Source organism: Aminobacterium thunnarium, from assembly GCF_055390565.1.
The window spans coordinates 2243122-2269850 of sequence record NZ_AP042412.1; the positions used below are offsets into that span (position 1 = coordinate 2243122).

The window sequence follows — 26729 nt, forward strand, 5'->3', positions numbered from 1 at the left end:
CACATCCTTTTCGCTTGCTCTCGAAGCCCTGCGCAAATGTATAAATGCTAAACAGAGCCGTTAAAAAAAGGTTCCGTAAATAATTCCTGCTAAAGTGGATAGAATAACGACAAGAGAGACATAGGCAATTGTTTTTTTAGTCCCCATGATGCTTCGAATAACTAACATATTAGGGAGAGAAAGAGCGGGTCCAGCTAAAAGAAGGGCTAAAGCGGGACCTTTCCCCATTCCTGCCCCCATAAGCCCCTGAAGAATAGGAACTTCAGTTAGTGTGGCAAAATACATGAAAGCTCCGGCGATTGAGGCAAAGAAGTTTGAGAAGATGGAATTCCCTCCGACGAGAGCTGCAACATATTGACTCGGAATAAGAGCTTCATGCCCCGGGCGTCCCAACAGGAAACCAGCGAGCAGCACTCCTGAGAAAAGTAGTGGTAAAACCTGAAGGCCATATCCCCATGTTGCGCCAAGCCATTCACTTTGTTCATCTCTGGAGAACCATTTCACGGTGGCCCAGATAGTGGAAAGCAGAGCGAGACCGGCTAAAACCCACTTTACGTTATATATTGCTGCCCACGTTCCAGATTCCAGTTTAGGAGCAGCCCAGTTGGCAAAGACAAGAAAAATAACCATACTGGCCATAGTCCATACAGTTTGCCACAGAGGTCGTGTTGGCTCTTCTATGGGTACGGATGCGAAACCTTCCTGACGTTTCTCTTCCTCTTTTCTAAAAATAAAAGCCATGGCGAGCCCTATAAGAACGCTGAAGACAATGGCTCCAATGGCACGTGCCAAACCCATTTCAAAACCGAGAACCCTTGCTGTCAGGATAATTGCCAAAACATTTATGGCTGGTCCTGAATAGAGGAAAGCTGAGGCAGGCCCAATTCCAGCTCCCCGAGCGTAGATTCCGGCGAAGAGCGGAAGAACAGTACATGAACAGACAGCAAGAATTGTTCCTGAAACGGCTGCAACAGAGTACGAAACAATCTTTTTTGCCTGACTGCCTAAATATTTCATGACAGATTGTTGACTGACAAAAACAGAAATAGCTCCGGCAATAAAAAAGGCCGGTACAAGACATAGTAGAACGTGTTCTCTGGCATACTCATGGAGCATGGCCAGAGCTTCTATCGCTGCTCCGTGAATGCGAGGGGCGTCTGCCGGTAGAAAATAAAATAACAAAAATGCTGAAACAATCCATAGAAATTTTTTTCGATCACTCATACTGTTTGCGTCCTTTCGTTAGTAAGTGGCGAATACTTCACATAAGCCTCTTAAATAAACCCCGATTGAAAAATCGGGGTAGTTTCTTACTTTATTTCGTTGCGGAGGAGGTCTTTTAGAGCATTTTCTGTTGGCACTCGACCTGCAAGAAGCACTTTCCCGTCTACTACGAGTCCCGGAGTACCAATGACCCCGAAAGACATAATATCCTTAATATCTGTTACCTTTTCAAGCTCATAATCAATGTTCAAATCATGTGCTGCTTTTTCAGTCATTTCCGCAAGTTTTTTACACTTAGGGCAGCCTGTTCCCAGTATCTGTATCTTCATTTTTTGTCTCCTTTCCCATCATGCACAAGCACGAAGCATAATGCTCTTTATGAATCGGATGTCCCTGAATAGTATGTTCAACACATTGCAACATAGAGAAGAGACAACGCATTTTCAAAGAGTAATAAATATGCAAACCCTCTTTACGGTCATCTATAATATCAAGATCCCGAAGAAGGGCGAGGTGCTTGCTGATGGTTGTTCTATCAAAGTGGAAAAGATCAGCGATTTCGCAGGCACACATTTCTTTCTTGGCTAGGGCTTCCACAATGGAAAGGCGTACGGGGTGTCCTAACGCTTTAAAAATGGCAGCCTTTTCTTGTTGTAGCTTTGCATCCAAACCAATCCCTCCCTATGTGGCAATATTACCACATATGGAGGGATATATGTCAATACCTTATTGTGAAAATGTGAGCGTTCCAGATGAGAGTTCGTATCCCTGGTGAGTTACATGTTCCAGAAAGGGGATGTCATGCGAGGCGATAATAAGAGCCATATCAAGCTGATTTAGAACATTTACGAGATTGTGCCAAGCATCTTCATCAAGACCACTTGAAGGTTCGTCAAGCAGCAATAGGTCTGGTTTCATTGCAAGAACGGCTGCTAAGGCTCCTAGTCTCTTTTGCCCCCCAGACAGGGCATATGGAGGCGTATGGGCAAGATTGGATATGTTAAGGGTTTCCAAAACATCTATAGCTTGTTTATGGGCCTCTTCTTTATTGATGCCTGCATTGAGAGGGCCAAAGAGCACGTCATCAAGCAGTGTTGGGCAAAAAAGCTGATCATCGGGATCTTGAAAAAGGAAGCCTATTCTCTGGCGTAAATACCGAAGATCCTTTGAAGTTTTAATCACGTTTCCCTTAAGAAGGATGTCTCCTCGCTGTGGGCGGAGCAATCCCATAATCAGAGAAAAGAGAGTGGTTTTCCCTGCTCCATTTTTTCCTCGAATATAGATTTTTTCTTTTTCAAATATTTCAAAAGAGAGATTTGTAAATAAAGGCAAACTTCTGGGATAGGCAAAAGCAATATTTTCTAAGCGCAATAGTGGCATCATACAATAAAACACCCCGCCAACAGAACATAGAGAGCTGCCATGCGAAGAGTATCAGGAGACGAAGGTATTACATGAGAGGGGAAAAACGGGAAAGATCCATTAAATCCACGTAATACCATAGCTTTAGAAACTCGCTCTGAACGAATGATACTTCGTATAAGCAACATGCCGACAAGGTTACCGTAAGCGCTGAATGTTGTAAAGGATAAAGAAGGATGGAATCCTCTTAATACCATGCTTTTATGAATTTTTTGTAGTTCTTCTGACAAAACGTGAGCATATCTATATGTGAAGTGAAGCAAAAGAATAAGCTTTTGGGGAACGTGAAGAAGGTGAAGTGCCTGTAGAAGGTCTGGCATGGATGTTGTCCGCAAAAGAGCTATAAATGCCAAGGTTGCTGCATGAGCTCTAATTGTAATAAGCAACGCAAGGTGGGTTCCACTTTCAGAAGAGAAAGGAAGCGTTAACCACATCATAAGAATAAAACCATTAAGAGCAAGAAGACGAGAACTAAGTACCTTGATGGGAATACGAGCAATAGCAACGAGCATAATAGCATAAACAAGCAAAAAGAGTTGTGCTGCAACAGATTGCAGAAAAGCGACACATAAAGCGAATTTGAAGACAAGCACAACTTTAATCGAAGCAGGAATTCGATTTAAAAAGCCTTCAGGAATATCAATTTGATAGTTTAAAGAAGGAAAATTACTGTTGCCCATACTTTTTACGTCCTCCAACCCAGAGGGCTACTCCAACAAGACCTACAATATACCCTATCCCGCCAATAATTTCACTCAATTTAGGTTTTGAAATCTCCTTACGAAGCAAAAAAAGTTCGTTTCGAAGAGGGGCCATTTCTTTTTGAACGATTTCCTGCATAAGAGCAGAAATATTTTCTTCTGAGAGAGAGATTGTTGAATTTGAACTTTCTGTTGCATTTGAATTAGTTTCTTTTTCTGCTTTTTCTGTAGCTTTATCTGGTTCTGCTGTGTCTATGGTTACTACAGTTTGCCCCATATGCCCCATACCGCCATTTACTGAAACCAAGAGAGACTGTAGGTCTGTTATATCAATGGGGATAGAAAATTGGCCCTTTTCGTCAGTAGTTCCTTCGGCAATTAGATTATTTTCGGTGTCACTAACGTGTATTGCAGAATGACGAACCGGCGCTCCATCATTGAAATAGGCTTCCCCGACAAGAGTATTGTTTTCGATATAAGCAAAGACACTTAATTTATGAGCAGATGCTACACCAGCCCATATGAAAAGAATCATTGTTATACTCAAAAATTTAACAAGTAATGTTCTTATTTTCATTTTTTCCATTCCTCCAAAAGAGACGGCATAACACGAGAGATATATGTCATGATAAAAGCCCCGACAAGTGATTCTATTCCTATAACGGGAATATGGGCAAGAAGAATAAGTTTGGCAGTCATGAAAAAGGCTTCGCCACTTCCCGCAAGAGCAAGAGCGGTAAAGATGCCAGCACCAGCTACGCCAGTGGCGCCAGCTAAAGCTCCGGCAAGCCAGACAGGTTTCCCAAGACGTAGAAGGTACCGTCCTAATAGCCCTCCCAATATGCCAGATAAAGCCATAGTACATGTATTAACCCCAAGCACCACAAGACCCCCGAACTGGAAAAGAAGAGCCTGAAGAAAGAGGGCAACAAGATATGAGGGGAAAAGACCTAATCCTAGTAAAAGACCTCCGATGCCATTCAGAATTAAGTGAGCACTTGTTGGACCAATATTAACGTGTATGAGAGATGAAACGAACAAAGCAGCAGAGACGATTCCTGCACGAGGAATCGTCTCTATGTTTATTTTTTTTAAACCAACTGCAACACCTGCAGCAGCTCCTGAAGCTCCAATAAGAAGAACAGGAAGAGAAAGTACACCTTCTGCAATATGCATTAGTTTTTATTCACCGTCTTTACCCACAAAACTGCCCCTAATTCTATAGCGGCATCATTTTTGCCATCAGGGGTTTTCATCGTTTCAGGAGCATCTGTAAGAGCTGCAAAACCCCACCATCCTTCCCATGGCATTACGTACGTGAAAATACCTTGATCATCTGTGCGTACTACCTGGGTAATAAAAGGATCCGCAGGAGCTTTGACAGCATTTTCCCCATTATAAAACTCGACTTCTACATCTGCACCAGAAACAGGCTTTCCATCAACCACAACTTTTCCCTGAAAAACATTGCCAGCCCATAGGCCATAAGGGCGGGCGAGAGGAATAATTTCTGCACGAAGACCTACTGGTTCATCCCAACCTTCTTCCATTCCGAAAGCATTAACAACAGTTTTTGTGTAATGAATAATATATTTATCTTCTGCTGGTTCCCAGTACGGAGAAGGTTCTACGTAAAAGATATGGTCTCCTGGGCGTTTTATTGCATAAGAAGCTTTCCAGCTTTTTAAACCGTCTTTTGATGTTTCTTCAGTAAGAGTTTTCATAAGATCTGTCTTTTCTGAGCGAGCCATAACTCCAAATTGAACGGGCTTTTCCATATTCATAAGCTGTTGTTCAAATGGATGTGTAAAGAGGAGATTGAGCTCCACCTTTTTTTCTCCATCTTGCGATACGATATTTTGGCTAGGTAAAATAACTTGAAAATGAGCCCATAATGGAGAAGCGAAAATAAATAAAGAGCAAACCATAACAAGAGGAACAATAATTTGTTTTTTCCAGTTTCTCACTGCTAAAAACCCCCTCAAAAATTATCGTGTTACGAATTGTGTTTATAGTGTTACTCTTTGTGCTTAGTTTGTCAAGTTAAATAAAGGTATAATACATATATAAATAGCACTTTTTACTTCCTGACAATTTCCCAAGTGAGCTTGCTTCAAACCTACAATAATTTCCCGTGGCCCATAGATTTGCTTGTATAAGCATTTTTAGAGAAAAAACAAAATGAGGGGAGGGGAAATAATGAAAAAGCATGAGTTTTATATTGTAGATGTTTTTGCTGAAAAAAAGTATTCAGGGAATCAGCTTGCCGTTGTACGTGACGCAAAAGATTTTTCCACAGAAGATATGCAGAGTATTACTCGAGAGATGAATTATTCAGAGACGACGTTTATTATGAACGATTCACCAGTTAATGGTGGATATGCTGTTCGTATCTTTACTCCAGGGGGAGAGGTGCCTTTTGCAGGGCACCCCACATTGGGAACGGCAGCTGTTATTGCTCGTGATATTGCACCGGGTAACCCCGATTCTATTGTTTTGAATCTCCAGGTTGGGCTTATTCCTGTAATGCGCGAGGATCAACTGTATATTATGAAACAGAATCAACCGGAGTTTGGTCCAGTTTACCCTGTTGAAGATTTGGCAAAAGTATTAGGTCTTAATGCGAAAGATTTTGATACGCAGACTCCTATTCAATGGGTATCTACAGGTTTGCCTACAGTAATTATTCCTATAAAACGTAGAGAAACTCTTCTTCGTATTCGTATAAATCGTGATGCATATGAAGATTTTATAGAGAGAGTGGGGAAAGTTGCTCTTTCTATCTATTGTAAACAACCTATTCATAGTCAAAATCATCTTCACGTTCGGGTTTTAACCTCTTGCTTTGGAGTGGAAGAAGATCCTGCAACTGGAAGTTCGGGGGGATGCCTAGCTGCCTATCTTGTTCGTCATAAAGTTTTAGGAACGCCTTCCATAGAAAATATACGTGTTGAACAGGGATACGCTATTAATAGACCTTCTCTTCTCTTCCTTTCAGCTAGAGATCATGATGGAGGAGTAGTTGATGTTCACGTTGGAGGAAGCGTTATTTTTGTTGCAAAGGGCGAATTAATATAAGATAGATACTTCAAAGGGGCTGCAAAAAAGCAGCCCCTTCTTTTTATCTTTTATTTTAGTAGCTTCCTGGTTTTTTCCCAACAAAGGAGTTGGAATTTTTCTGTGTTTTTCCACCCTTTACAGCAACAGCCATTTTCTTCTCTGTCCACCGGGCGAACCGAACAAAGGGCAAGCCGAGTAAAAAGTATATAACAGCGACAATAATTCCCGTTCCGAAATAGTCATAATAAGTTGTAGCAAGCTGGCCGTAGGCTTTTGTGAGATCAACCATGGTAATAACCGAAACCAAGGAAGAATCTTTTAAAAGAGAAATAAAGTCGTTGGTTACTGGAGGCAGGGCAACCCTTACTGCCTGTGGTAAAACAACATGTTTTAATGCTTGCCAACGTGTCATCCCGAGGGCAAGTGCTCCTTCCATTTGTTGACGGGGAACAGAAAGTAACCCTGCCCGGTAGTTTTCAGCTTCATAGGCTGCATAGTTAAGACCAAGGCCGAGAACGCCTGCAACAAATGGACTTAACTTAATCCCAATATTAGGGAGTCCGTAGAAAATGAAAAAGAGCTGTATTAAAACAGGTGTTCCTCGAATGGCTTCTATATAGGCAATGGCAATACGAGAAAAGAACGTAGGGCCAAAAATCTTAGTCATGGCTAAGATCAGCCCAAGTAAAATAGCCAAAACCATAGCTGCAATAGAAACCTTAATAGTAACCAGCGCTGCTTTTCCTAGAATGGGGAGAAAACTCGTATATCTGTTTATACGCTTTTCCCATGTAATTTCCGGTTTTTGATGCTCTGCCCAGTAATTAAACATAGAGGCTTCAACATTTCGTGGCGAAAAATCTTGAAACATTTCAGCCATCATCGGACTCCAGAGATTCCAGCGGTCATAAATCTCTCTTAATTTTCCGCTATCTCGAAGGTAGACAATAGCTTCATTGATTTTAGAGAGTAGTTCCTTATCTTCTTTGCGAACGGCAATGCCGTAGTCCATGCGACCGACAGGAGGTCCGACAAAGACAATCTCCGGATTAAAACCGGCATAGTATACGGCGATAGGATCGTCAAAAAGTGTGGCGTCCAATCGTCCGTTTTCGAGGTCATTAAAAGCATTGATCTCGTCTTCGTATGTTCGAATGTCTTGAATGCCAGCTTCAACGAGAGTGAAATAGGCATATGATTGTTTCAGTGTTCCTACAACTTTACCTTTGCAGTCTTCCAGAGTTTCTATGTTTTTTGTTCCCTTTCGAACAGCAAGCTGCAGGAACGTAGAGTAATACGGAATAGAAAAGTTTACGACTTCTTTATGTTCCGGTGTAATTTCAAGACCATCTATGGTTACATCATATAGATGCCTTTCTAGCCCGGGGATGAGATTATCCCAGCCGTTTTGAACAAATTCAGCTTTCATCCCCAGATAATCGGCAATGGCATCCATAATTTCTACTTCATATCCAATAAGGCGATCCATATTAAACGGATCGTAGAACATGTAAGGAACGCCGCCCTCAGTGTCTCCTCCCCAGCGTAATAAAGGCTTTTCAGAAGCCTTTAAAGGAGATGCCAATATCACAACTAAAAGAAAAAGAGAAAAGAAAACACGCGTAATATGCTTCATTTATGCTACATCCTCTGTAAGGTGTCGAAGAAAATCTTTCGTTCTTTTATTTTGAGGCGATTCGAATAAAATATCGCCATCAGCCAACTCGACAATCTCTCCACCATCCATAAAAACAATGTAATCAGAGGCATTTCGAGCGAAACGCATGTGATGAGTAACGATAATTTGAGTCATACCTTCAGCATCAAGATCTTTCATAACCTGAAGAACCTCTCCTACAAGTTCAGGATCAAGAGCTGATGTCGGTTCATCATATAGCATGACTTTGGGATTCATTGCAAGGGCACGGGCAATAGCTCCACGTTGTGTTTGCCCGCCAGATAAAGTGGCTGGATATTTGTGAATGTGTTCAGATAGACCTACTTTTTCAAGTAGTCTTAAGGCTGTTTCACGTGCTTCTTCTTCACTGGCTTTTTTGACAACCATAGGTGCCAGCATGACATTTTCAAGAACGGTTTTGTGAGGAAAAAGATTAAAACTTTGAAACACCATTCCCACTTCTTGTCTCATGAGATGGCATGCTTCTAGAAACTTCTTGTTCAGATTTTTTCCCTTACCTGTGCGGCTTACTGTAACGCCGGCTATGGTAATGGTTCCTGAGTCGATGTACTCGAGACAGTTGAGACACCGTAAGAACGTTGATTTTCCACATCCAGACGGTCCTATGATAGAGACCAGATCTCCCTCTTTAATATCTATGGAGATTCCATTTAAAACTTCTCCATCCTCAAAGCTCTTGCACAGATTTTCAACGTGAATCAAAGGTTCAGCCGCACGTGTCAACCTGTCTCAACCCCCTTACTATTTTTTTGTGTGATTTCACTCTCCCCGATTTGGTTTTGAGTCTTAGTATTTTGATTACAAGCAGGCATAGTATGACAGAAAAAATTGGAGATGCAAGATATAAAAAAGGAGGAAAAGAGAAAAATAAAGATTCTCATTACGTTATAATTTTTAAAAAGATATAAAGGAGGTTTATCGTCTCCATGTCTGAAAAAAAATTTATATGCACAGCTTGTGGAACATCTTTCCCCATTCGAAAAAATATTTCCAGATGCCCTAAGTGCCATGAACCTCTTGAAGTTGAAGAGTTTTTTTCAACAGAAATTTGTGCTGAAGAAACGTCGGATATTTTTAAGCGGTACAAGAATTTTTTCCCATTCAAATCTTGCAGTGATACTTTTTCTTTAGGAGAAGGAATGACACCTCTTCTTTCATCACCATCTTTATCCAAAAAATTAGGAGTGCATAACGTCTTTTTAAAGAACGAAACAGTTAACCCAACATGGTCTTTTAAAGACCGCGGAACTGCATCGGCACTAAGACATGCTGTGGAATTAGGATTCCATCGTATTGGAACAGTATCTACGGGAAATATGGCTGCCTCAGTAGCTGCATTTGGTGCAAGAGCGAATCTCGAAACAACCATTTTAGTGAAAGAAGATCTTCCTATTGAGAAACTCAACCCTATAGCTATATATAATGCACGAGTCGTTAAGGTTTATGGTGATTATAGCCTACTTTACGAAGAGAGCCTTCGCTTGGGAGAAAAATACGGCATTTATTTTATGAATTCAGATGTCCCTTTCAGAGTGGAAGGATCTAAAACTATAGCCTTTGAGATCTGTGAACAAACAAAATTTAATGTACCCGATGTGGTTATTGTCCCTACAAGCGCGGGAGGAAATATACGGGGTATCGAAAAGGGTTTTAGAGAATTTTACAAGTCAGGTCTTATTCCCCACATGCCTCTTATTGTTGCGGCGCAGGCGGAAGGATGCGCCCCTATTGTTGAAGCGTATAAAAAAAACGCTAACAGCATAGAGAGGTTTCCCAGTCCCCATACAATTGCCCACGCTATTGAAAATCCTTTTCCACCCAGTGGAAATCAGGTTTTGCGAGTTTTATCCAGACAAAAAGGTGTCGCTGTGGCAGTTCCTGAGAAAGAGATTCTTCAAGCCCAGCGGGAATTGGCTGGAACGGGACTCTTCGTACAGCCCGCTTCTGCTGTCTCTTTAGCGGCAATACCTATTTTGATAGAACGTGGAATTGTTACATCCAACCAACAGGTGGCTTGTATTTTGACGGGGAGTGGATTGAAATATACGGCTGCTTTTGAGGCTCATAAGCTTACATCTGAGGATGTAAACATAGATTCTTTGGAAGACTGTGTTCGCGTATAGGGAGTGATAGCATATGCTTCAATGTCAATGGTGCCAAAAACGTTATAGTGAGGAAGAAAAACCTTGGAAATGTTCATGTGGTGGGCCTCTCCTTTTAGAGGTGGATCAGACATCCTTCCCTTCTCCGGAACTTCTTGCTTCTCGTTCCCATTCTTTATGGCGTTATGAAGAGGCTCTTCCCCTCAATAAGAACACAAGCCCTGTTACTTTTGGAGAAGGGATGACTCCTCTTGTCCTTTCAGAGTGGGAGGGCTTTCCCATCTTTTTTAAGCTGGATTATGTTTGCCCTTCAGGCTCATATAAAGACAGGGGAATAGCCTATGAAATGACCAAACTTAAGGAGCTTGGCATATCTTCCATTATAGAAGACTCTTCAGGGAATGCTGGAGCGGCTATGGCAGCTTATGCGGCCAGGGCAGGTATTCACTGCCAGATTTTTGTCCCTGGCTATACGTCAGCAGGGAAGTGCGTACAAATCGAAAGTTATGGTGCAGAACTTGTTCGTGTTCCAGGAAGCCGAGAAGATACGACAAAGGCAGCAGAGCAGGCGGCAAATGATATCTATTATGCCAGCCATAATTGGAGCCCCTATTTTGTTCACGGAGTAAAAACGTATGCCTTTGAAGTGTGGGAACAACTTGGCTATGAGATTCCCGACAAGATTATTGTTCCGGCAGGGCAAGGGAGCTTGGTTATAGGGTGCTATCTGGCTTTTCAGCATCTTTATGAAGCGGGAAGAATTGAGAGGCTACCCCAGATTATTGCCGTTCAGGCAAAAAAATGTGCGCCTCTTTATGAAGCGTTTATTCAGGGTAAAAACGAGCCTGTCTCTATATATAAGGAAGAAACTATTGCTGAAGGCATAAGTTCGTCACAACCTGTTCGTGGCCGAGAAGTTCTTGATGCCATAAAAAAAACAGAGGGGATTATTATGGCTGTAGACGATAATGAAATAGAGAAAGCTTTTTATGCTTTGGCTCGTGCGGGTTTTTATGTAGAACCCACAAGTGCTGTTGTTGGGGCAGCTTTGTGGAGATTACAACAACAAGAAAAACTTTCACGGGGAGAAAAAACGGTGGCTTTCCTCTCCGGTTCTGGGCTAAAGGCCACAGATAAAATTCTTCATCTGAGAGAAGAATAAGAAGAAAAATTCAAAAATATATAGGAAATAGAAATTTCTATTTCCATTAAGCCCTCTTTCTTGGTATAATCCGCCCTAAAATTCTTAAACGACAGGAGGGCTCTACTATGAACAAATGTGTCTTTGCAGAGCGAATGAAAAATTTCCAGGCATCGGATATTGCTGCCATTCTTAAAGTGACGGCTGATCCTGAAATTATTTCTTTTGCTGGTGGCCTTCCGGCTCCTGAACTATTTCCGATAGAAGAGTTGAAAGAGGTTGTTGCCCAGGTTCTCGAGAAGGATGGAACAAAAGCCTTGCAGTACTCGACAACAGAAGGATACGCCCCTCTGCGGGAAAAGATTGCGAGCCGGATGAACCGGAAATATCAGACCCGTTTGGAGAGTGGCAATATTATGATTACCACCGGGTCACAACAATCTCTTGATCTTTTAGGTAAAATGCTTATTGATGATGGAGATGTTGTGTTGTGTGAGAGTCCCACATATCTCGGTGCTCTCAGTGCTTTTAACGGATATAATCCACGTTATGTCGAAGTCGAAACAGATGATTATGGCATGGTTCCTGAAGCCCTTGAAGAAGTTTTGACGAGAGAAAAAAGAGCGAAGGCAATCTATGTTATTCCTGATTTTCAGAATCCAACAGGCAAAACATGGACCGTTGAGAGAAGAAAGGCTTTCATGGATGTTATAAGCCGTTATGATATTGTTGTTATTGAAGATAACCCTTATGGAGAACTTCGATTCAAGGGAGAGGTCCCTCCATCTCTCAAGTCTTTTGATAAAGAGGGCAAAGTTGTTTTGCTTGGAACATTTTCAAAGATTTTTTGCCCCGGGATGAGAATTGCATGGCTTTGCGCTGATGGGGATATCTATGAAAAATTTGCGTATCTTAAACAGGCAGCAGATCTTCATTCCCCAACATTGAGCCAGTATGAAATTAACGCCTATATAGATATGTATGATCTTGATGCTCATGTAGCTCGTCTTATTGATGTGTATAAAAAACGATGTAACGTTATGATAGAAACAATGAAGGTGGAATTCCCTTCTTCCGTTTCATTTACAATTCCCGAAGGGGGACTTTTCACTTGGGCCATTTTGCCAGAGACGCTTAGTGCCAGAGATTTACTTATGACATGTCTCGAGAAAAAAGTTGCCTTTGTGCCAGGCGGTGCTTTCTTCCCTAACGGGGGACACGAAAATACGTTACGCCTGAATTATTCCAATATGCCACCCGAGAGAATTATACGAGGTATTCAACTTCTCGGAGAGGCGATAAAAGAACATCTTCGATAAATTTCAAAAGCCTGGTTCCTTATGGAGCTGGGCTTTTTTTATGGAAGGAGGATTTTGTAATGGATCGTTATGATCAAGATTCCGCAGAGTGGCGTGAAGATCTGATTCGATTCTTTCTTAAACCTTCTTTTTTCATGACGTTGATTCTTCTTGTTCTTGTTTTTTTCCCGATCGTTGGAGTAAATGTTCCCAAATCGTTGTTTCAATTTGTAATGAGCGCTTTCAGAATAGCTTTCGTTGCAACATGCGGCTGGTTTTTAATCCGTGGTGTTTATCTTTTGGAGAAAGTATTCACGAAGCATTTTAACCTTGATTCTTCTGATAATCTAAGAGCCCGTAAAATTCAGACGCAATTTCTTGTCTTTAAACGTCTCTTAATCATCCTTGTTTTTATTGTTGCTTTTTGTTTTGTCCTGATGGGTTTTGAAAACTTTAGACGAATTGGATCAGCTCTTCTTGCATCTGTGGGAATAGCAGGAGTGATTATCGGTTTAGCTGCCCAAAAAACGGTGGGAACTCTTTTTGCGGGAATACATCTTGCCATATCACAACCTATTCGCATGGATGACGTCTTAATTGTTGAGGGGGAATGGGGACGCGTTGAAGAAATTACATTTACATATGTTGTGCTTAAAATATGGGATTCGCGACGTCTTATTCTTCCCACAACGTATTTTCTCGAAAAGCCATTTCAGAATTGGACACGCACATCAGCCGATCTTCTTGCCTACGTGTATATCTATGCAGATTACACTTTAAGCATTGACCAGATGCGAAAAGTTTTAACTGACATTCTTGAACAGTCCGAATGGTGGGATCATCGTGTAAACGTTTTACAAGTTGTCGATTGCACAGAAAAGACAATGCAGCTTCGTGCACTGATGAGCGCTTCAAATTCTTCAGATGCGTGGGAGTTGCGATGTGAAGTTCGGGAGCAGCTTCTTGTGTGGATGCAAAACAATGTTCCGGAGGCATTGCCTCGCTTTAGAATAGAATCTTTTCTTGAAAAAGAAGAGGGAGCCGCTCTTTAAACAGAGAAGCTCCCTTGTATTTGTTCTCTATTGTTTATATATGCCTATTCCTGCAAAAGTTTTTTTACGGCTTCTCTAATAACACTTACCTCCATCTGATATTCGGCTGCTAATTCCTTGAGTGGTTTATCTGGGGAAGCATCAAGAGGCCAGCCTACTTCTTTTAAAATGCTTTCAGCTTCAAGATCATACATTTTTGCCACATCACCCAATGTCATAGATCCCTTTATTTCTTCTGGATTTAGGGGAGGAGCAGCTGACTCTACAGCAGGTTGTTTCATTTGTTTTTCGAAATATGCTTCAAGAGATGCACGAAGTTCTTCATCGTTCACTCCTTCAATGTTTTTCAATGAAACATCTCGGGGAATCTCTGCCGGGAGTTCCGCTATTTCTATGACCTTTTCTTCAGAGAGTTTTACTGTCTCTGCTACTTGTTTGAGTGTCATCCAGCCGTAGATACCTCCGGCGGGATTGATTTGTGCTTCAACTGTGGAGGGTGCGTATGTCATCCACATTCCAGAAATGCGGGCACCTCCATAAATAGCAAAAAATAGAAGTAATCCTGTTATTCCTATTGCGAAAGAGGAGAGCTTTTTCTTTCCGATTCCAAAATAGAGAGTCTGCTCTACAGGGCATTTATCGGTACATTGTCCACACGAAATGCATTCTGCGCTCTTTTCAACGTCCTTAGATTCTGGATCAAGATTCACAGGACATGTCTTATGACACAAATGGCAATGAATACACGTAGAGTCGTTTCTTCGAACTTTGACGAAACTTAATTTTTGTCCGATAGCGAGAAGTGCTCCTAATGGACAAAGATAACGACACCAAAACCGTTCAATCCAGAAACTGGCAATAATAACTGTGCCAAAGAGAATGATAAATGCCCACGGTTTTTCTACCATTTCCCCCCAACCGGCACTTAAATGCATCCAGGCAACCCATGGATCGTAATCTCGCCAAGCAAGAGTACCAAGACGCCATGTAAAGAAGATAATAACGAAAAGAACAATATATTTTAAATACCGTGCAGGTTTATCGATAGAAGGAGGAAGTTCCCGTTGAGTAATACCCAGTTTTCTCGCACCTTTGGCAGAAAGTTCTCCTAACGTTCCCAAAGGACATATCCAACTACAAAAGATGCGACCTACGAGAATTGTTATGGCTACAATACCAATAAACAAAATAAGAGAGCTTGGTGCTAATCGTCGAAGCCACGTTCCTGTTTTTAAATAGGCGTAAAGGCCCTCTATGCCGCCAAAGGGACATAATGCATCAACTGGTGGCACGCCTTCTGGGCCGCCTCCAAGAAGTTGGTGTCGATATCCTACCCACGTAAGAAAGGCAAGAAAGCTTATCTGAACAATCAGACGGACCTTCTGAGATTTCATGGGCATTCCTCCTCTTTTAAACGATATTTTAATCGTATTATCTTCCAAAAGAGAATTTTTGACTATCGGTAAAAAGGCTTACTGTGGGGGGGTATAAAAGAAATAGTTATGGGGCGCAGGAACAAGCTATAACGAAGATACTACCCATAAATTCCAACGCCCAAAAGGGTTTGGTACTAGTTATTTGTTTCTTCGTCGTTCCGCTTTTTCTTGATGATTAGAACTGCTGCGATCATACCCACGCCAACAAGGAGCCACACTATAGTTAATGCGTTCATATAGTTCACCTCCATTATTCTTTTTGGGGTTGTTTTGTAAGAGAGCACTCCTGACACGCCTGTGTGGCGCAATCGACAAAAAACAAAATCTAAAGAATAAATAAATAATTCTTATCAATTTGAAAATAACACAAATAACTTCAAACTTCAAATATTAATTTCTTTAAATTTAATGAGACCTTTCTTTGCATCCAGGGATGAGAACTTCAGGATATAATGTTGCCAAAGGAGGGAGGATAATGGAAAAAGAAAAGATATTTTGGAGAATGCTCAATGTCATTGAAGATGATATTGTTCCTCAGACTCGTTTGGCAGTCAGCCATGGTCATAAAATTTTTGGTGCGGCCATTTTACTTCGCTCAGATCTTTCTCTCGTAGTAGCAGGAACAAACCACGAAGGATGGAATCCATTATGGCACGGTGAAGTCTACACAATAAAAAAATTTTTTGAACTTCCCTCTCATCCAGATCCTGAAGATTGTCTCTTTCTTTCCACTCACGAGCCATGTTCAATGTGCCTGTCTTCTATCGCCTGGTCTGGTTTCCCAGAAATATATTTTCTTTTCGAGTATGAAGAGACACGAGATGCCTTCCATATCCCTTATGATATTCAAATTCTTAATGAAGTTTTTAATTGTCCCCATCCCAGTCGAAGTAACAGCTTTTTTAAAAGTTTTGCCTTGAAAGAAATAGCATCAGCTATGGGTGAATCTGAGTTGGCAATGGCGAGACTTGAAAAATTAGATCGCATATATAAGGAATTGTCTGATATTTATCAGGCTGGGGAGAAAAAGATGGTTCTGAAATAAAGGAGGATGTTTTATGGCACTTACAGATATTATAGGCCCTGTAATGATAGGGCCTTCTTCGAGCCATACTGCAGGCGCGGCTCGTTTAAGCCGGTTGGCTTTGGCTTGCTGGGGAGACGATCCTTTAGAGAGTGTTGAAATTTTTTTAAGGGGCAGTTTTGCATACACAAGTTACGGTCATGGTACAGATAGGGCTCTTGTTGCGGGACTCCTCGACATGGCTCCTGATGATATTCGTTTGCGGGATGCTTTGTCTATTGCAAAAGAAAGAGGATTTAACTATCGTTTCGATACTGAAAATATAGATGGAGCCCATCCAAACTCAGCTCGATTTGTCTTTACAGGTAAAGACGGTCGAACTCTAGAGATTATAGGTGCGTCTATTGGAGGAGGGGCCGTAGAATTACAACAGATAGATGGCTTTCAGGTTAGTGTTTCTGGAGAGCTTCCCTCTCTCATAACGTTCCATCGTGATACTCAGGGGGTTGTAGCTGCTGTTACAAAACTTTTTGCCGATATGAAAATTAATATTGCAACATTAAGTCTCCATAGAAAATCAAAAGGTGGCAAAGCTTCTCTTGTTATCGAATTGGATTTACCGACATCTCCCGATGAGAGTGTCAGAGAAGCCGTAGAAAAGGCTCATCCATCAATGGAACGAGTCCTAGCTCTCTATAACCAGGGAGGTAACATAGAATGAGGTCTATTTCTGAACTTGTTGCCCAGAGCTTGAATCAAAAGAGCTCTTTTGTTGAAGTTGTTTTGTCGCAGGAGGAACAAGAGACAGGCCTTCCAGTCGATCGCATTCGTGAAAGGATGAAAAGCCGTCTTGTTGATATGGAAAAATCTGTTCACGATGCCCTTGAACATGAATGGAATGGCAAAATAGTTCGATCTGATCGAGGAAAATTAGCTTCGTATGCTCAGAAAGAAAAGAATCTTTCAGGCCAATATATATTGCGAGCGAGTGAGATTGCATTGGCGGTAGCAACATATAATGCAGCTATGGGGCGTATTGTTGCAGCTCCTACTGCCGGAAGCTGTGGTATTTTGCCAGGGCTTCTTTTTGCCCATAAAGATATCTTTGCCACGCAGGATAAGACACTTCTTGACGGATTGATTGTTGCCGGATCTATCGGGTCTGTTATAGCATCTAGAGCAACGTTGGCTGGAGCAGAAGGTGGATGTCAGGCTGAATGTGGAGCCGCAGCGGCTATGGGAGCTGCCGCTTTGGTTGCTATGCATGGAGGTATTTCTGAAGCTATAGAACAAAGCGTTGCTCTCACTTTTAAATCAGTGCTTGGACTTGTCTGCGATCCTGTGGGAGGCTTAGTAGAATCTCCATGTATTAAGAGAAATGGACTTCTTGTTTCGGTGGCGGCTCTTGCGGCAGATATGGCTCTAGCAGGGATAAAATCTATTATTCCTGCTGACGAAGTTATTGATGCCATGGCTCAGGTGGGACGTGCTCTGCCAGAATCTTTACGAGAGACTGCTCATGGCGGCTTAGCTATTACTCCTACTGCACGTCGTCTTGTGGTAGAAATCCTTCATGAAAGGTGGTAGCCCTTATGCAATTTTTTGCTACTACGCTTGCTCCTATAATTGTAATTTTATGTGGTGTAGCCCTGCTTTTTATCTCTTTTCGGCGATTTCGTATGGGGCAGACTGGCCGTGCTATTCTTGATATTGTTTGGGCGGTTGCTCTTTTCATATTGGCTTACAGTCAATATTTTATGGATTAAGTATTTAGATTACACAACATTTTTGGGAGGATATTTCAATGAAAATGACTTCTTTGCTTACGCCGACATTAAAAAAAGCACCAGCTGGTTGGCAAGATCCAGGTGTTATTCGTCTCATTAGAAGTGGGTATGCCCTGGATTTTCAAAATGAAGAGTGGAACTTGCTGCCTCTTGGCTCCATATTGCGAGAAAATGTTGCTTGGACCTTTCTGCATGCGTTAATGGAAGAAAATTTTCAACAACTTGACTCTCTCCTTTACAAGAAAGATGGCTTATATGCCCTTGCCCAACGTGCAGTACAAAGTTATCGAGATTTGCCTCTGAACTTTATGGAGCTTCGGCAAGGTTTGCTTCTTCTAGGAGGAATAGAGACTGCTTCTGGCAAAGAGGCGCAACAGGAGATAGTTCATACTATAGATAACATATTACAAAATTTAAATCTTCCAAGCATCGTTATGAGCGATGAAACGTTGGGTACTGACGGAAATTACGTTGCTTTGAAGGCTTCAGATCAGTATATTGCAGTCGAAAATGGAGTTGCCTGCTCATCGTGTGGCTGGACGGGTACTGAAAATGCACGAATAGAACAAAGCAAACCTTATCGAACAGAGAAAGAGATGGTTCGGCAAGAAATTCATACCCCAAATGCAAGTTCTATAGAAGAACTATGCGAATTTTTGCATATTCCTGCTGAACAAACAGTAAAGACCATGTTTTATATGGCTGAAGTTGATGATGGCTGGAGACCTGTAGCAGTGCTTATTCGAGGAGATCTGCATATAAGTGAAGAAAAGCTGGCTCTCTTTTTAAAGGTCAAGAAGGTTCGAATAGCAGAAGAGAACGAACTCATGTCGGTAATGGGGCAGAAACCAGGTTATCTTGGCCCTGTAGGACTTCCTGAAAGAGTTTGTCTAGTCGCTGATATAAGTATAGAAGGATGTAGCGGTGTTGTTACGGGAGCTAATAAACCCAACTATCACCTCACAGGAGTTACGTGGGGAAGAGATTTTAAAACAAAGCATATTGGTGATGTTGCTCTTCTTCGTGAAGGAATGAATTGTCCACGTTGTGGGCTTGAGCTTCAACCTTTTTTATGGAACAAAGTAGCAGCAGTATGGAGCGAAAAGAGTGACATTGAGGGGATCCCTTACCAGGATCAACAGGGACAAACCGAGAAATGCACATTATGGAAAGGCTGGATCGATCTTAACAGTATCCTAACAGCTCTGGCACGAGAGAAAACATATCCCTTTGGTTTGGCGCCATTCGATGTAGATATTATTGTTCCGTCGGTGAAAGATGAAGTGGCAATGAACCTGGCTACCAATCTTTATCTGGAGATGGCACAAAATGGGATTGTTGTCCTTTTTGATGATAGGAATGAACGAGCGGGGGCAAAATTCGCTGATTTTGAACTTTTCGGAATTCCTGTCAAAGTCGTTGTAGGACGCAAAGCGGCAGAAGGAATAGTGGAAGTTCACTATGGTGAAGATGCAAAGGAAATGCAAGCTGAAGATGTAGTATGTTTTCTTTCGTCTTTGTTGAATGACGACGATGAGAGCCTGTGATACACTGGCAACGTTTCAGTGCATCGTATGGTTTGGAGGGATATGTATGAAAAAAAATATGAGAGTTTTATGTGTAATGGCTGTCATAGTGATGATGGCTTGGGGAAGCATGGCGGGAGCTCAAGAAGCGAAAAATGAAAAGAACAACGTATTGGCTCGGGTAGGCGATGTAGAGATAAAAGAACAGAATGTTGACGATATAATCAACTCTCTTGATCCTCAGCAGCGCATGTACTACGAGAATGAGCAAGGACGTAAGGCTATATTAGACGAGTTGATCAATCTCGAAGTTTTTGCTCGTTGGGCCAAGGATAATAACCTTGAAAAAGATCCTGTATTTATGGAGCGCCTTGAGAATATAAAAAGGGAGTTACTGCGTCAGACTGCCGTGGAGAAGATGCTGAGTAAAGCTGCCGTAACGGAAAAAGAAGCAAAAGATTATTACGCTGTGCATCTGACAGAATTTAATATCCCTGCACAGATGAGAGCAAGCCATATTTTAGTGGCAAGCGAAGAGGAAGCAAAAAAGATTCGAGAAGAGATAGAGACAAAGAAGCTTTCTTTTGAAGAGGCCGTTGAAAAGTATTCAACTTGCCCTTCAAAACAACAAAAGGGAGATTTAGGTTATTTCCAAGGTGATCAAGTTGTTCCTGAATTCAGTAAAGCTACAGAAGCCCTTAAAAAGGGCGAAATAAGTGCTCCTGTACAGAGCCAGTTTGGGTGGCACATTATCAGGCTTGAAGATAAAAAGCCTGCTTCGTTAAAGTCTTTTGAAGACGTGAAAGGTCAGATAGAGGCTAACATTCTTAAAGATAAACGTTCTAAAATATATCTTGAAGAAACAGAGCGTCTTCGCAAAGAATATAAGGTAGAAATTATAGAGAAAAAGTAATTTTTCTTACGAACGGAGTTTGGCAGACAGCATAAGGCGGACAGAGAGCTGTCCGCCTTCCCTTTACATAAAATTAGGAGAATGATGCGTCATGGATTTGCTCGGACTTGCACTTATCTTTAGCGCTCGTATTCTTGATGTCAGTCTTGGAACGGTGAGGATCCTTTTTCTTGTGAGAGGAAGACGGCGGCTTGCGGCAACAATCGGTTTTCTTGAAGTAATGATCTACATGTCTGTTCTCGGTTATATTCTTGGTGGAGGTGGCTCCCTGACCTTCCCTCAACTTATCGCCTACGCAGGAGGGTATGGAGCAGGTAACTTTATGGGCTCTCTTTTGGAAGAAAAATTACTTAATGCTTTCGTTACTCTTGAAATCATTTTAGAACGAAACCAAGAAACCCGATTAGTTATTGAGCAAATTCGCAAAGCCGGTTTCGGTGCAACTGTTCTCGTTGGACAAGGTCGCGCGGGACTTCGCTATGTTGTTAAAGTCATTTGTCATCGTTCTGATATTCCTCAGATTTCAGAAATTATAGGTGCAAAAGGTTTTGTGTGTATATCTGATCTCAAAGGGTGTTGGGGCGGCCATTTTAAAATGAAGGGAAAGTAAAGGAGGCAATAAGAGTGAAGAAAACAGGCCGGTACAATCAAGCGAATAAAGAAGCTCTTATTTCACTTGCTCTTTACGGTGTCTTTTTTGCTTGGTGGTATGGAACAGCCTACGGTTTAGGAAGTGGCGACCCGTCGTCGTATACGTATGTTTTTGGCATGCCATCATGGTTCTTTTATAGTTGCATTGTTGGATATATTGGAATTTCTTTTCTTGTTTGGGGAGTGGTTAGATTATTCTTTAAAGATATTTCGCTTGAAGAATCACCAGACAAAGAAGGTCGTGAAGAACTATGACGCAACGATTCTATATGATTTTACCTCTCGTCCTTTATCTTGCCGGTGTTATGGCTATAGCGCTCTGGAGTCGAAAGATAGGTAAAAAAACTCACGATACAAAAAGTTTTGTTGAAGAGTATTTTCTTGGAAGCCGCTCCATGGGCGGTTTTGTTTTAGCCATGGCGATTATAACTACCTATACCAGCGCTAGTAGCTTTGTAGGTGGCCCGGGGGTTGCCTATAAAATGGGATTGGGCTGGATTCTTCTCGCTATGATTCAGGTCCCTACTGCTTTTTTAACGTTAGGCGTTTTGGGGAAAAAATTTGCTATTATTGCTCGCCGCATTAATGCAGTAACAGTTACAGAGTTTTTAAGGGCACGATATCGCAACGATGCCGTTGTTATTCTTTCTTCGATTGCATTGCTTGTCTTTTTCATGGCTTCTATGCTCGCCCAGTTTATTGGGGGTGCGAGACTTTTTCAGAGCATTACAGGATATCCTTACCTTGTAGGTCTGATTATCTTTGGTGTGACGGTTATTATATATACGACAGTTGGTGGTTTTAGAGCTGTTGTCCTTACCGATACAATTCAGGGTTCTATGATGGTTGTTGCATCAATTGCCTTACTTTGGAGCGTCGTCCATGCAGGCGGAGGAATGACCTCAGTAATACAGAAACTTCATGAAATTGATCCTGCCCTGATAACTCCATTTGGGCCCAATAATTTTATATCAAAACCCTTTATTCTTTCCTTTTGGGTTCTCGTGGGATTTGCCATACTAGGGCTTCCGCAAACAACAGTAAAATGTATGGGATATAAAGATGCCCGATCAATGCACAATGCCATGATTGTTGGAACATTTATTGTAGGGTTTCTTATGCTCTGTATGCATATGGTGGGGGCGTTAGGACGAGCTGTCGTTCCTAATATCGAAGTGGGAGACCTTGCAGTTCCAACCTTAACGATCCATCTTCTTTCTCCTTTCTGGGCCGGAATATTTATAGCAGGACCACTTGCAGCTATTATGTCTACAGTGGACTCTATGCTTATTCTTGCATCGGCAGCCATTATTAAAGATCTCTATTTAAACTATATTTCTAAAGAACCTGAAAAAGTTAATCCAGCGGCAATAGGACGTATGAGCTTTGTTGTGACAGGTATATTGGGTGTGATGGTCTTTTTAGCAGCGCTTAGACCTCCTTCTTTATTGGTCTGGATAAACCTTTTTGCTTTTGGTGGTCTTGAAGCGGTTTTCCTTTGGCCAACGATTTTGGGCCTTTATTGGAAACGTGCAAATGCTACGGGTGCTATTTTATCTATTGTTGCAGGATGCGGGTCTTTCATCTATTTCACTATTACAAAAGTAAAATGGATGGGAGCTCATCAGATTGTTCCTACAATTGCTATAGGGCTTATAGCGTTTATTATTGGTGCTTATATAGGTAAAAAGCCAGACGACAAGACGATAGAACTCTTTTGGGGATAAAAGGTATCGGATATTTTTTCGAGAATAAACAAGGGGGTGTCCGCATCTTCGGACACCCCCTTGTTTGTTGTAATCTCGCATGTAACATAAAAAGTGAAAAATATAATTATTGGAACTACCAAAAATGTATTTCTTCTCTAGTTTGACATACAATTCTGCATGTTTATAATTAAGTTGCGTTTCCACAATGATGAATATTATTCCGTATTATGGAATCTTTTTGAGGTGGCTGTTTTCTCCCTTACAAAGAAGGAGGCAGATTATCGTGACAGGTTCCAAAAAAAGTTCCGGGTACGTGCAGTCTATAGAAAGAGCAATGTCGATTATTGAAATACTTGATGAACGTGGCGAGTTAGGTATTTCCGAAATGAGTAACTTGCTCAGTTTAGAACGGAGTACTGTTCATCGAATTGTTTCTACCCTCAAAGGCTTGGGGTACGTTAATCAAAACCAGGCGAATCATAAATATTCCAATAGCTTTAAACTTTTTGAAATCGGAAATAACGTGGTGAAATCTCTTGGTCTGAGAAAACAGGCAATGCCTTTTATGCGAGAGCTTTCAGAGAAAACGAACGAAGCGGTAAATCTAGCTGTCATGGATGGAAAATACGTAATTTATATCGATAAAATCGAAAGTCAATCAACAATAAAAGTAGACCTTTCTATAGGAAAACGAATGCCATCTTATTGTACTGGCCTTGGCAAGATCATGTTGGCTTATATGCCTGAGCATCAAGTTAGAGCCTTGCTTCAAGATGAACCATTTATACGTTTTACTGAAAATACCGTAACCAATTTTGATGAATTACTCGAGCACCTTGTGACTATACGCCAACAAGGATATTGCATCGATAACGAAGAGTACGTTGAAGGCCTTTTTTGTGTAGCAGCTCCAGTATGGGGTCATTCTGGGGAAGTGTTCGCGGCTCTGAGTGTTGCAGTGCCGAAATTCCTTTATGCAGATACAGAACGTCTTATTGCCATTCGGGATTTGGTTATAGATGTGGCCAAACGTTTTTCGACCACCCTTGGGTACAAATCCTGAATCGACAAAGAAAAAGTATAAAAACTTTATATATCTCTAGAGGGGGAATCTCGCAATGGCAAAGGTAACGATTCAAAAGCTCAAAGAAATGAAGCAAAAAGGCGAAAAAATATCGATGGTTACAGCGTATGATTATGCTCAGGCTGTTTTAGTTGAGAAGTCAGGTATCGAGATCATTCTTGTTGGTGATTCTCTTTCTATGACAATGCTTGGCAATGATGGGACAGTGCCTCTTACCACAGACGAAATGGTTGCTCACATCAAACCCGTTGTAAAGGGTGCTCCCACACCTATGATTGTTGGCGATATGGTTTTCGGCTCATATAACGAAAGCATTTCTCAAGCCATTCGCAGTGCAAATCGTCTCATGAAAGAAGGCGGTTGCGATGTGATCAAGCTTGAGGGCGGGCGCCCAGAAGTCGTTTCTGCCATTGTTGAAGCAGGAATTCCCGTTCAGGGACATATTGGCCTTACGCCTCAAACGGCGTCTATGCTCGGTGGCTTTAAGGTGCAGGGGAAAAGTTTGGAAGCAGCTCAGAAAATTGTTGACGAAGCAAAAGCCCTAGAAGATGCCGGAGCATTTTCCATCGTTGTAGAGTGTGTTCCTGAAGAATTAGGACGTGCAATTACAGAAGCTGTATCAATTCCCATTATTGGTATAGGAGCAGGACGTTATACAGACGGTCAGGTTTTGGTTTTCCACGATATGTTGGGGCTCTTCGATAAATTCCTTCCCAAGTTTGTTAAACAGTATGCTCAAATCGGAGACGAAATTGTAAAGGCTCTTGGTGAATACAAAGAAGAAGTCCGTTCAGGCTCTTTCCCGGAAGATAAACACACCTTTGGAGGTTTGAGCAGAGACGATTTGAAAGATCTGCGCAAGTAAGACCGAGGTGAAAAATATGAAAATAGCTGTTCTTGGCTCAGGAGCTATGGGATGCCTTTATGGCGGAATGCTTGCTGAAGCAGGCTTTAACGTAACGCTTATTGATGTTTGGAAAGATCATGTAGATGCCATTAATACCCACGGCCTCTTTATTGAGGGCATTGGAGGAGAGCGTACGATTCGTTCTATTCGAGCTGTTACGTCTCCTGAAGAGGCGGGGGAGTGCGACCTCCTTATTGTTTTTGTTAAGGCCACGCTTACATCTCAGGCGATGGAAAGTGCGAAAGGTATTATTGGGGCGCATACAAGCGTTTTAACCCTTCAAAACGGCCTTGGTAATGTAGAGAAAATAAGTGCTGTTGTTGGCGAAGAAAAAGTTATTGCAGGTGTAACAGGACATGGTTCCACATTGCTTGGACCAGGAAAAATACGCCATGCAGGTCAAGGAGACACAGTAATCGGAGAGCTCTCTGGTTTCATCGATGAGCGCCTTGAAAAGATAGGAGATTTACTCAAAAAGGGTGGTTTTAACGTTAAATTATCGCCCAATGTAATGGGACTCATTTGGGGCAAGTTGATTGTCAATATTGGCATTAATGCTTTAACAGCTGTTACAGGGTTAAAAAATGGTCGTTTAGTAGATTTTTCTGAAACAGACGAACTCCTTGCCTGTGCTGTACAAGAGGCAGTTGCTGTGGCAAATGCAAAGGGAATTACCCTTGAAATAGACGATCCAGTAGAACATACGAGAAAAGTTGCCAAACTTACCGCAGCAAATAGGTCTTCCATGCTTCAGGATGTTTCGAACAAACGTAAAACAGAAATTGGGGTTATAAATGGGGCCGTTGTTCAGGAAGGTAGACGTCTGGGAATCGCGACGCCTATTAATAAAGTTCTTTATAACCTTGTTTCAGTAAAAGAAAAAACTTATGAAGAAGTCTAAAGGGGGACATGTGATGAGAGGGACGAAAAAAAGCACCATAATTTTTGTAGGGCTTTTGTTTTGTGCTTTTATGCTGGGGACTGTAACACAACCTGTTTGGGCAGCTAAGTACTCCTTTAAGCTGGGGCACTCTGTGAGTGATCAGCATCCTTATAACCTTGGAGCTGTACGGTTTAAAGAGATTGTCGAGAAAGAAACAAATGGAGATGTAGAGGTCAATCTTTTCCCCAATAATCAGCTTGGGACAGGAGAGAGAGACCTTATTGAGGGGCTTCAGTTAGGAACTGTCGATTTGGTCGTCTCTTCAACAGGGCCTATGAGTGGATTCGAGAAAAAGTTTATGATTTTTGACTTCCCATTTCTCTTTAAAGACAAGGCTCAGGCTTATTCAACTCTCGATGGAGAAATCGGACAGTATATTATGGGCCTTCTCGAAAAACAAGGCATTAAAGGTTTAGCATGGTATGAAAACGGGTTCCGCCATCTGACAAATTCTAAGCATCCCGTAAATACTCCAGAAGAGGCCAAAGGACTCAAGCTCAGAACCATGGAAAATAAAGTACAGATGGCTATTTGGAGAGCCCTCGGAGCAGATCCTACGCCTATGGCATGGGGAGAAGTCTTTACTGCTCTCCAGCAGGGAACAGTTGATGGGCAGGAAAACCCAATTCCTATTATTTACACTCAAAAAATATACGAGGTTCAGAAATATGTTTCTCTTACCGGACATGTTTTTTCTCCCTCGATGTTGATAATGAGTAAGTTTAGATTTGATAAGCTTCCTAAAGAATATCAGGAAATTTTCATGAAAGCTGCTCAAGAATCGGCTCTTTATGAGCGCGAGCAGATTACGAGAATGGAAAATGAACAGGTAGAAAAACTGAAAGAACTTGGAATGGAAATAAATACACCAGATAAAGAAGCCTTCCGTAAGGCCACGAAATCCGTCTATGACGAATTCCGTGGGGAACTTGGCGAAGACGCAAAGCTTCTTGATCAGATTCTTGCAGGAAATTAGAGCCGTTCGTATGTCATAGGGAGAGGGAGAGCTTTTCCTTCTCCCTCCCTTTTTGTAGGTGTTCTTCGGCAGAA

General features: G+C 41.7%; 29 protein-coding genes. 18 read left to right on the forward strand and 11 right to left on the reverse strand.

What is annotated here, in order from left to right:
* Positions 1–60: 60 nt before the first annotated feature.
* From ACZ5GY_RS10955 to ACZ5GY_RS10990, 8 genes are all read right to left on the reverse strand, one after another.
* Positions 61–1224 (reverse strand): permease, encoded by a 1164-nt coding sequence (locus ACZ5GY_RS10955; protein ID WP_213695333.1) that lies wholly within the window; start codon positions 1222–1224, stop codon positions 61–63.
* Positions 1225–1310: 86 nt separating this feature from the next.
* Entirely contained in the window at positions 1311–1499 is a 189-nt protein-coding gene (locus ACZ5GY_RS10960) for a thioredoxin family protein (protein WP_464111866.1), read from the reverse strand.
* Positions 1500–1518: 19 nt separating this feature from the next.
* Positions 1519–1893 carry an ArsR/SmtB family transcription factor gene (locus ACZ5GY_RS10965; protein WP_213692191.1) on the reverse strand — a complete coding sequence of 125 codons (375 nt, stop codon included), beginning with the start codon at positions 1891–1893 and terminating at the stop codon, positions 1519–1521.
* Positions 1894–1950: 57 nt separating this feature from the next.
* Positions 1951–2607 (reverse strand): energy-coupling factor ABC transporter ATP-binding protein, encoded by a 657-nt coding sequence (locus ACZ5GY_RS10970; RefSeq protein WP_213692190.1) that lies wholly within the window; start codon positions 2605–2607, stop codon positions 1951–1953.
* A complete protein-coding gene (gene cbiQ / locus ACZ5GY_RS10975; protein ID WP_213695332.1) occupies positions 2604–3326 on the reverse strand; it encodes a cobalt ECF transporter T component CbiQ in 723 nt (240 codons plus the stop codon). The genes ACZ5GY_RS10970 and cbiQ overlap by 4 nt, the downstream gene beginning before the upstream one ends.
* Positions 3313–3924: a carboxypeptidase-like regulatory domain-containing protein gene (locus ACZ5GY_RS10980; protein WP_213692188.1), complete on the reverse strand. Its 612-nt coding sequence runs from the start codon at positions 3922–3924 to the stop codon at positions 3313–3315. The genes cbiQ and ACZ5GY_RS10980 overlap by 14 nt, the downstream gene beginning before the upstream one ends.
* Positions 3921–4523: a cobalt transporter CbiM gene (cbiM, locus tag ACZ5GY_RS10985; RefSeq protein ID WP_213692187.1), complete on the reverse strand. Its 603-nt coding sequence runs from the start codon at positions 4521–4523 to the stop codon at positions 3921–3923. Before cbiM ends, ACZ5GY_RS10980 begins: the two co-directional genes overlap by 4 nt.
* The gene (locus tag ACZ5GY_RS10990) at positions 4523–5314 is read right to left on the reverse strand and encodes a DUF4198 domain-containing protein (protein WP_464111867.1); all 792 of its coding nucleotides are present in this window, start codon (positions 5312–5314) and stop codon (positions 4523–4525) included. The genes cbiM and ACZ5GY_RS10990 overlap by 1 nt, the downstream gene beginning before the upstream one ends.
* A gap of 232 nt (positions 5315–5546) precedes the next feature.
* Here ACZ5GY_RS10990 and ACZ5GY_RS10995 point away from each other — a divergent pair, with 232 nt between their 5' ends.
* Complete coding sequence (locus tag ACZ5GY_RS10995; RefSeq protein WP_213692186.1) at positions 5547–6425, forward strand: PhzF family phenazine biosynthesis protein; 879 nt, start codon at positions 5547–5549, stop codon at positions 6423–6425.
* A gap of 55 nt (positions 6426–6480) precedes the next feature.
* Here the strand turns inward: ACZ5GY_RS10995 and ACZ5GY_RS11000 are convergent, their stop codons facing one another.
* Together ACZ5GY_RS11000 and ACZ5GY_RS11005 are read right to left on the reverse strand one after the other, a co-directional pair.
* A complete protein-coding gene (locus ACZ5GY_RS11000; RefSeq protein ID WP_213695331.1) occupies positions 6481–8043 on the reverse strand; it encodes an ABC transporter substrate-binding protein/permease in 1563 nt (520 codons plus the stop codon).
* Entirely contained in the window at positions 8044–8829 is a 786-nt protein-coding gene (locus ACZ5GY_RS11005) for an amino acid ABC transporter ATP-binding protein (RefSeq protein WP_464111868.1), read from the reverse strand.
* A gap of 203 nt (positions 8830–9032) precedes the next feature.
* On the opposite strand from ACZ5GY_RS11005, the gene thrC reads away from it, so the two are divergent.
* From thrC to ACZ5GY_RS11025, 4 genes are all read left to right on the forward strand, one after another.
* A complete protein-coding gene (gene thrC, locus ACZ5GY_RS11010) occupies positions 9033–10229 on the forward strand; it encodes a threonine synthase (RefSeq protein ID WP_213691677.1) in 1197 nt (398 codons plus the stop codon).
* A 13-nt stretch (positions 10230–10242) separates the two neighbouring features.
* The gene (locus ACZ5GY_RS11015) at positions 10243–11370 is read left to right on the forward strand and encodes a threonine synthase (RefSeq protein WP_213691678.1); all 1128 of its coding nucleotides are present in this window, start codon (positions 10243–10245) and stop codon (positions 11368–11370) included.
* A gap of 107 nt (positions 11371–11477) precedes the next feature.
* Positions 11478–12668 carry an aminotransferase-like domain-containing protein gene (locus ACZ5GY_RS11020; protein ID WP_213695599.1) on the forward strand — a complete coding sequence of 397 codons (1191 nt, stop codon included), beginning with the start codon at positions 11478–11480 and terminating at the stop codon, positions 12666–12668.
* 59 nt (positions 12669–12727) lie between these two features.
* Positions 12728–13699, forward strand: coding sequence for a mechanosensitive ion channel family protein (locus tag ACZ5GY_RS11025; RefSeq protein WP_213691680.1), 972 nt, complete (start codon positions 12728–12730; stop codon positions 13697–13699).
* Positions 13700–13743: 44 nt separating this feature from the next.
* Here the strand turns inward: ACZ5GY_RS11025 and ACZ5GY_RS11030 are convergent, their stop codons facing one another.
* Entirely contained in the window at positions 13744–15093 is a 1350-nt protein-coding gene (locus tag ACZ5GY_RS11030) for a 4Fe-4S binding protein (protein WP_213691681.1), read from the reverse strand.
* A gap of 517 nt (positions 15094–15610) precedes the next feature.
* On the opposite strand from ACZ5GY_RS11030, the gene ACZ5GY_RS11035 reads away from it, so the two are divergent.
* The 13 genes from ACZ5GY_RS11035 to ACZ5GY_RS11095 all read left to right on the forward strand — a co-directional run bounded on the left by ACZ5GY_RS11035 (position 15611) and on the right by ACZ5GY_RS11095 (position 26655).
* Positions 15611–16180, forward strand: coding sequence for a nucleoside deaminase (locus tag ACZ5GY_RS11035; RefSeq protein WP_213691682.1), 570 nt, complete (start codon positions 15611–15613; stop codon positions 16178–16180).
* Between the two features lie 13 nt (positions 16181–16193).
* Positions 16194–16880, forward strand: coding sequence for an L-serine ammonia-lyase, iron-sulfur-dependent subunit beta (gene sdaAB / locus ACZ5GY_RS11040; protein ID WP_213691683.1), 687 nt, complete (start codon positions 16194–16196; stop codon positions 16878–16880).
* Entirely contained in the window at positions 16877–17746 is an 870-nt protein-coding gene (sdaAA, locus tag ACZ5GY_RS11045) for an L-serine ammonia-lyase, iron-sulfur-dependent, subunit alpha (protein ID WP_464111869.1), read from the forward strand. Before sdaAB ends, sdaAA begins: the two co-directional genes overlap by 4 nt.
* 5 nt (positions 17747–17751) lie before the next feature.
* Positions 17752–17925 (forward strand): hypothetical protein, encoded by a 174-nt coding sequence (locus tag ACZ5GY_RS11050; RefSeq protein ID WP_213691685.1) that lies wholly within the window; start codon positions 17752–17754, stop codon positions 17923–17925.
* Positions 17926–17963: 38 nt separating this feature from the next.
* Entirely contained in the window at positions 17964–19493 is a 1530-nt protein-coding gene (locus ACZ5GY_RS11055; protein WP_464111870.1) for a YbaK/EbsC family protein, read from the forward strand.
* A 46-nt stretch (positions 19494–19539) separates the two neighbouring features.
* A complete protein-coding gene (locus ACZ5GY_RS11060) occupies positions 19540–20385 on the forward strand; it encodes a peptidylprolyl isomerase (RefSeq protein WP_213695603.1) in 846 nt (281 codons plus the stop codon).
* A gap of 91 nt (positions 20386–20476) precedes the next feature.
* Positions 20477–20995, forward strand: a complete 519-nt coding sequence (locus ACZ5GY_RS11065; RefSeq protein WP_213691445.1) for a DUF2179 domain-containing protein — start codon at positions 20477–20479, stop codon at positions 20993–20995.
* Between the two features lie 14 nt (positions 20996–21009).
* Entirely contained in the window at positions 21010–21291 is a 282-nt protein-coding gene (locus ACZ5GY_RS11070; RefSeq protein WP_213691444.1) for a YhdT family protein, read from the forward strand.
* Complete coding sequence (panF, locus tag ACZ5GY_RS11075; protein WP_213691443.1) at positions 21288–22763, forward strand: sodium/pantothenate symporter; 1476 nt, start codon at positions 21288–21290, stop codon at positions 22761–22763. The genes ACZ5GY_RS11070 and panF overlap by 4 nt, the downstream gene beginning before the upstream one ends.
* Before the next feature lie 265 nt (positions 22764–23028).
* Positions 23029–23808 carry an IclR family transcriptional regulator gene (locus ACZ5GY_RS11080; protein WP_213691442.1) on the forward strand — a complete coding sequence of 260 codons (780 nt, stop codon included), beginning with the start codon at positions 23029–23031 and terminating at the stop codon, positions 23806–23808.
* A gap of 55 nt (positions 23809–23863) precedes the next feature.
* Positions 23864–24694 carry a 3-methyl-2-oxobutanoate hydroxymethyltransferase gene (panB, locus tag ACZ5GY_RS11085; RefSeq protein WP_213691441.1) on the forward strand — a complete coding sequence of 277 codons (831 nt, stop codon included), beginning with the start codon at positions 23864–23866 and terminating at the stop codon, positions 24692–24694.
* A gap of 16 nt (positions 24695–24710) precedes the next feature.
* Positions 24711–25637: a ketopantoate reductase family protein gene (locus ACZ5GY_RS11090; RefSeq protein WP_213691440.1), complete on the forward strand. Its 927-nt coding sequence runs from the start codon at positions 24711–24713 to the stop codon at positions 25635–25637.
* A 13-nt stretch (positions 25638–25650) separates the two neighbouring features.
* Positions 25651–26655, forward strand: coding sequence for a TRAP transporter substrate-binding protein (locus ACZ5GY_RS11095; protein ID WP_213699458.1), 1005 nt, complete (start codon positions 25651–25653; stop codon positions 26653–26655).
* Positions 26656–26729: the final 74 nt, after the last annotated feature.

Bases quoted from the DNA above. Each gene is read 5' to 3' on its own strand.
- ACZ5GY_RS11095 (WP_213699458.1), top strand. From the start codon at position 25,651: ATGAGAGGGACGAAAAAAAGCACCATAATTTTTGTAGGGCTTTTGTTT.
- sdaAA (WP_464111869.1), top strand. From the start codon at position 16,877: ATGAGGTCTATTTCTGAACTTGTTGCCCAGAGCTTGAATCAAAAGAGC.
- ACZ5GY_RS10955 (WP_213695333.1), bottom strand. From the start codon at position 1,224: ATGAGTGATCGAAAAAAATTTCTATGGATTGTTTCAGCATTTTTGTTA.
- ACZ5GY_RS11015 (WP_213691678.1), top strand. From the start codon at position 10,243: ATGCTTCAATGTCAATGGTGCCAAAAACGTTATAGTGAGGAAGAAAAA.
- cbiM (WP_213692187.1), bottom strand. From the start codon at position 4,523: ATGCATATTGCAGAAGGTGTACTTTCTCTTCCTGTTCTTCTTATTGGA.
- sdaAB (WP_213691683.1), top strand. From the start codon at position 16,194: ATGGCACTTACAGATATTATAGGCCCTGTAATGATAGGGCCTTCTTCG.
- panB (WP_213691441.1), top strand. From the start codon at position 23,864: ATGGCAAAGGTAACGATTCAAAAGCTCAAAGAAATGAAGCAAAAAGGC.
- ACZ5GY_RS11000 (WP_213695331.1), bottom strand. From the start codon at position 8,043: ATGAAGCATATTACGCGTGTTTTCTTTTCTCTTTTTCTTTTAGTTGTG.
- ACZ5GY_RS10980 (WP_213692188.1), bottom strand. From the start codon at position 3,924: ATGAAAATAAGAACATTACTTGTTAAATTTTTGAGTATAACAATGATT.
- thrC (WP_213691677.1), top strand. From the start codon at position 9,033: ATGTCTGAAAAAAAATTTATATGCACAGCTTGTGGAACATCTTTCCCC.
- panF (WP_213691443.1), top strand. From the start codon at position 21,288: ATGACGCAACGATTCTATATGATTTTACCTCTCGTCCTTTATCTTGCC.
- ACZ5GY_RS11050 (WP_213691685.1), top strand. From the start codon at position 17,752: ATGCAATTTTTTGCTACTACGCTTGCTCCTATAATTGTAATTTTATGT.
- ACZ5GY_RS10995 (WP_213692186.1), top strand. From the start codon at position 5,547: ATGAAAAAGCATGAGTTTTATATTGTAGATGTTTTTGCTGAAAAAAAG.
- ACZ5GY_RS11065 (WP_213691445.1), top strand. From the start codon at position 20,477: ATGGATTTGCTCGGACTTGCACTTATCTTTAGCGCTCGTATTCTTGAT.
- ACZ5GY_RS11020 (WP_213695599.1), top strand. From the start codon at position 11,478: ATGAACAAATGTGTCTTTGCAGAGCGAATGAAAAATTTCCAGGCATCG.
- ACZ5GY_RS11025 (WP_213691680.1), top strand. From the start codon at position 12,728: ATGGATCGTTATGATCAAGATTCCGCAGAGTGGCGTGAAGATCTGATT.
- ACZ5GY_RS10960 (WP_464111866.1), bottom strand. From the start codon at position 1,499: ATGACTGAAAAAGCAGCACATGATTTGAACATTGATTATGAGCTTGAA.
- ACZ5GY_RS11035 (WP_213691682.1), top strand. From the start codon at position 15,611: ATGGAAAAAGAAAAGATATTTTGGAGAATGCTCAATGTCATTGAAGAT.
- ACZ5GY_RS11055 (WP_464111870.1), top strand. From the start codon at position 17,964: ATGAAAATGACTTCTTTGCTTACGCCGACATTAAAAAAAGCACCAGCT.
- cbiQ (WP_213695332.1), bottom strand. From the start codon at position 3,326: ATGGGCAACAGTAATTTTCCTTCTTTAAACTATCAAATTGATATTCCT.
- ACZ5GY_RS10970 (WP_213692190.1), bottom strand. From the start codon at position 2,607: ATGATGCCACTATTGCGCTTAGAAAATATTGCTTTTGCCTATCCCAGA.
- ACZ5GY_RS11090 (WP_213691440.1), top strand. From the start codon at position 24,711: ATGAAAATAGCTGTTCTTGGCTCAGGAGCTATGGGATGCCTTTATGGC.
- ACZ5GY_RS11060 (WP_213695603.1), top strand. From the start codon at position 19,540: ATGAAAAAAAATATGAGAGTTTTATGTGTAATGGCTGTCATAGTGATG.
- ACZ5GY_RS11030 (WP_213691681.1), bottom strand. From the start codon at position 15,093: ATGAAATCTCAGAAGGTCCGTCTGATTGTTCAGATAAGCTTTCTTGCC.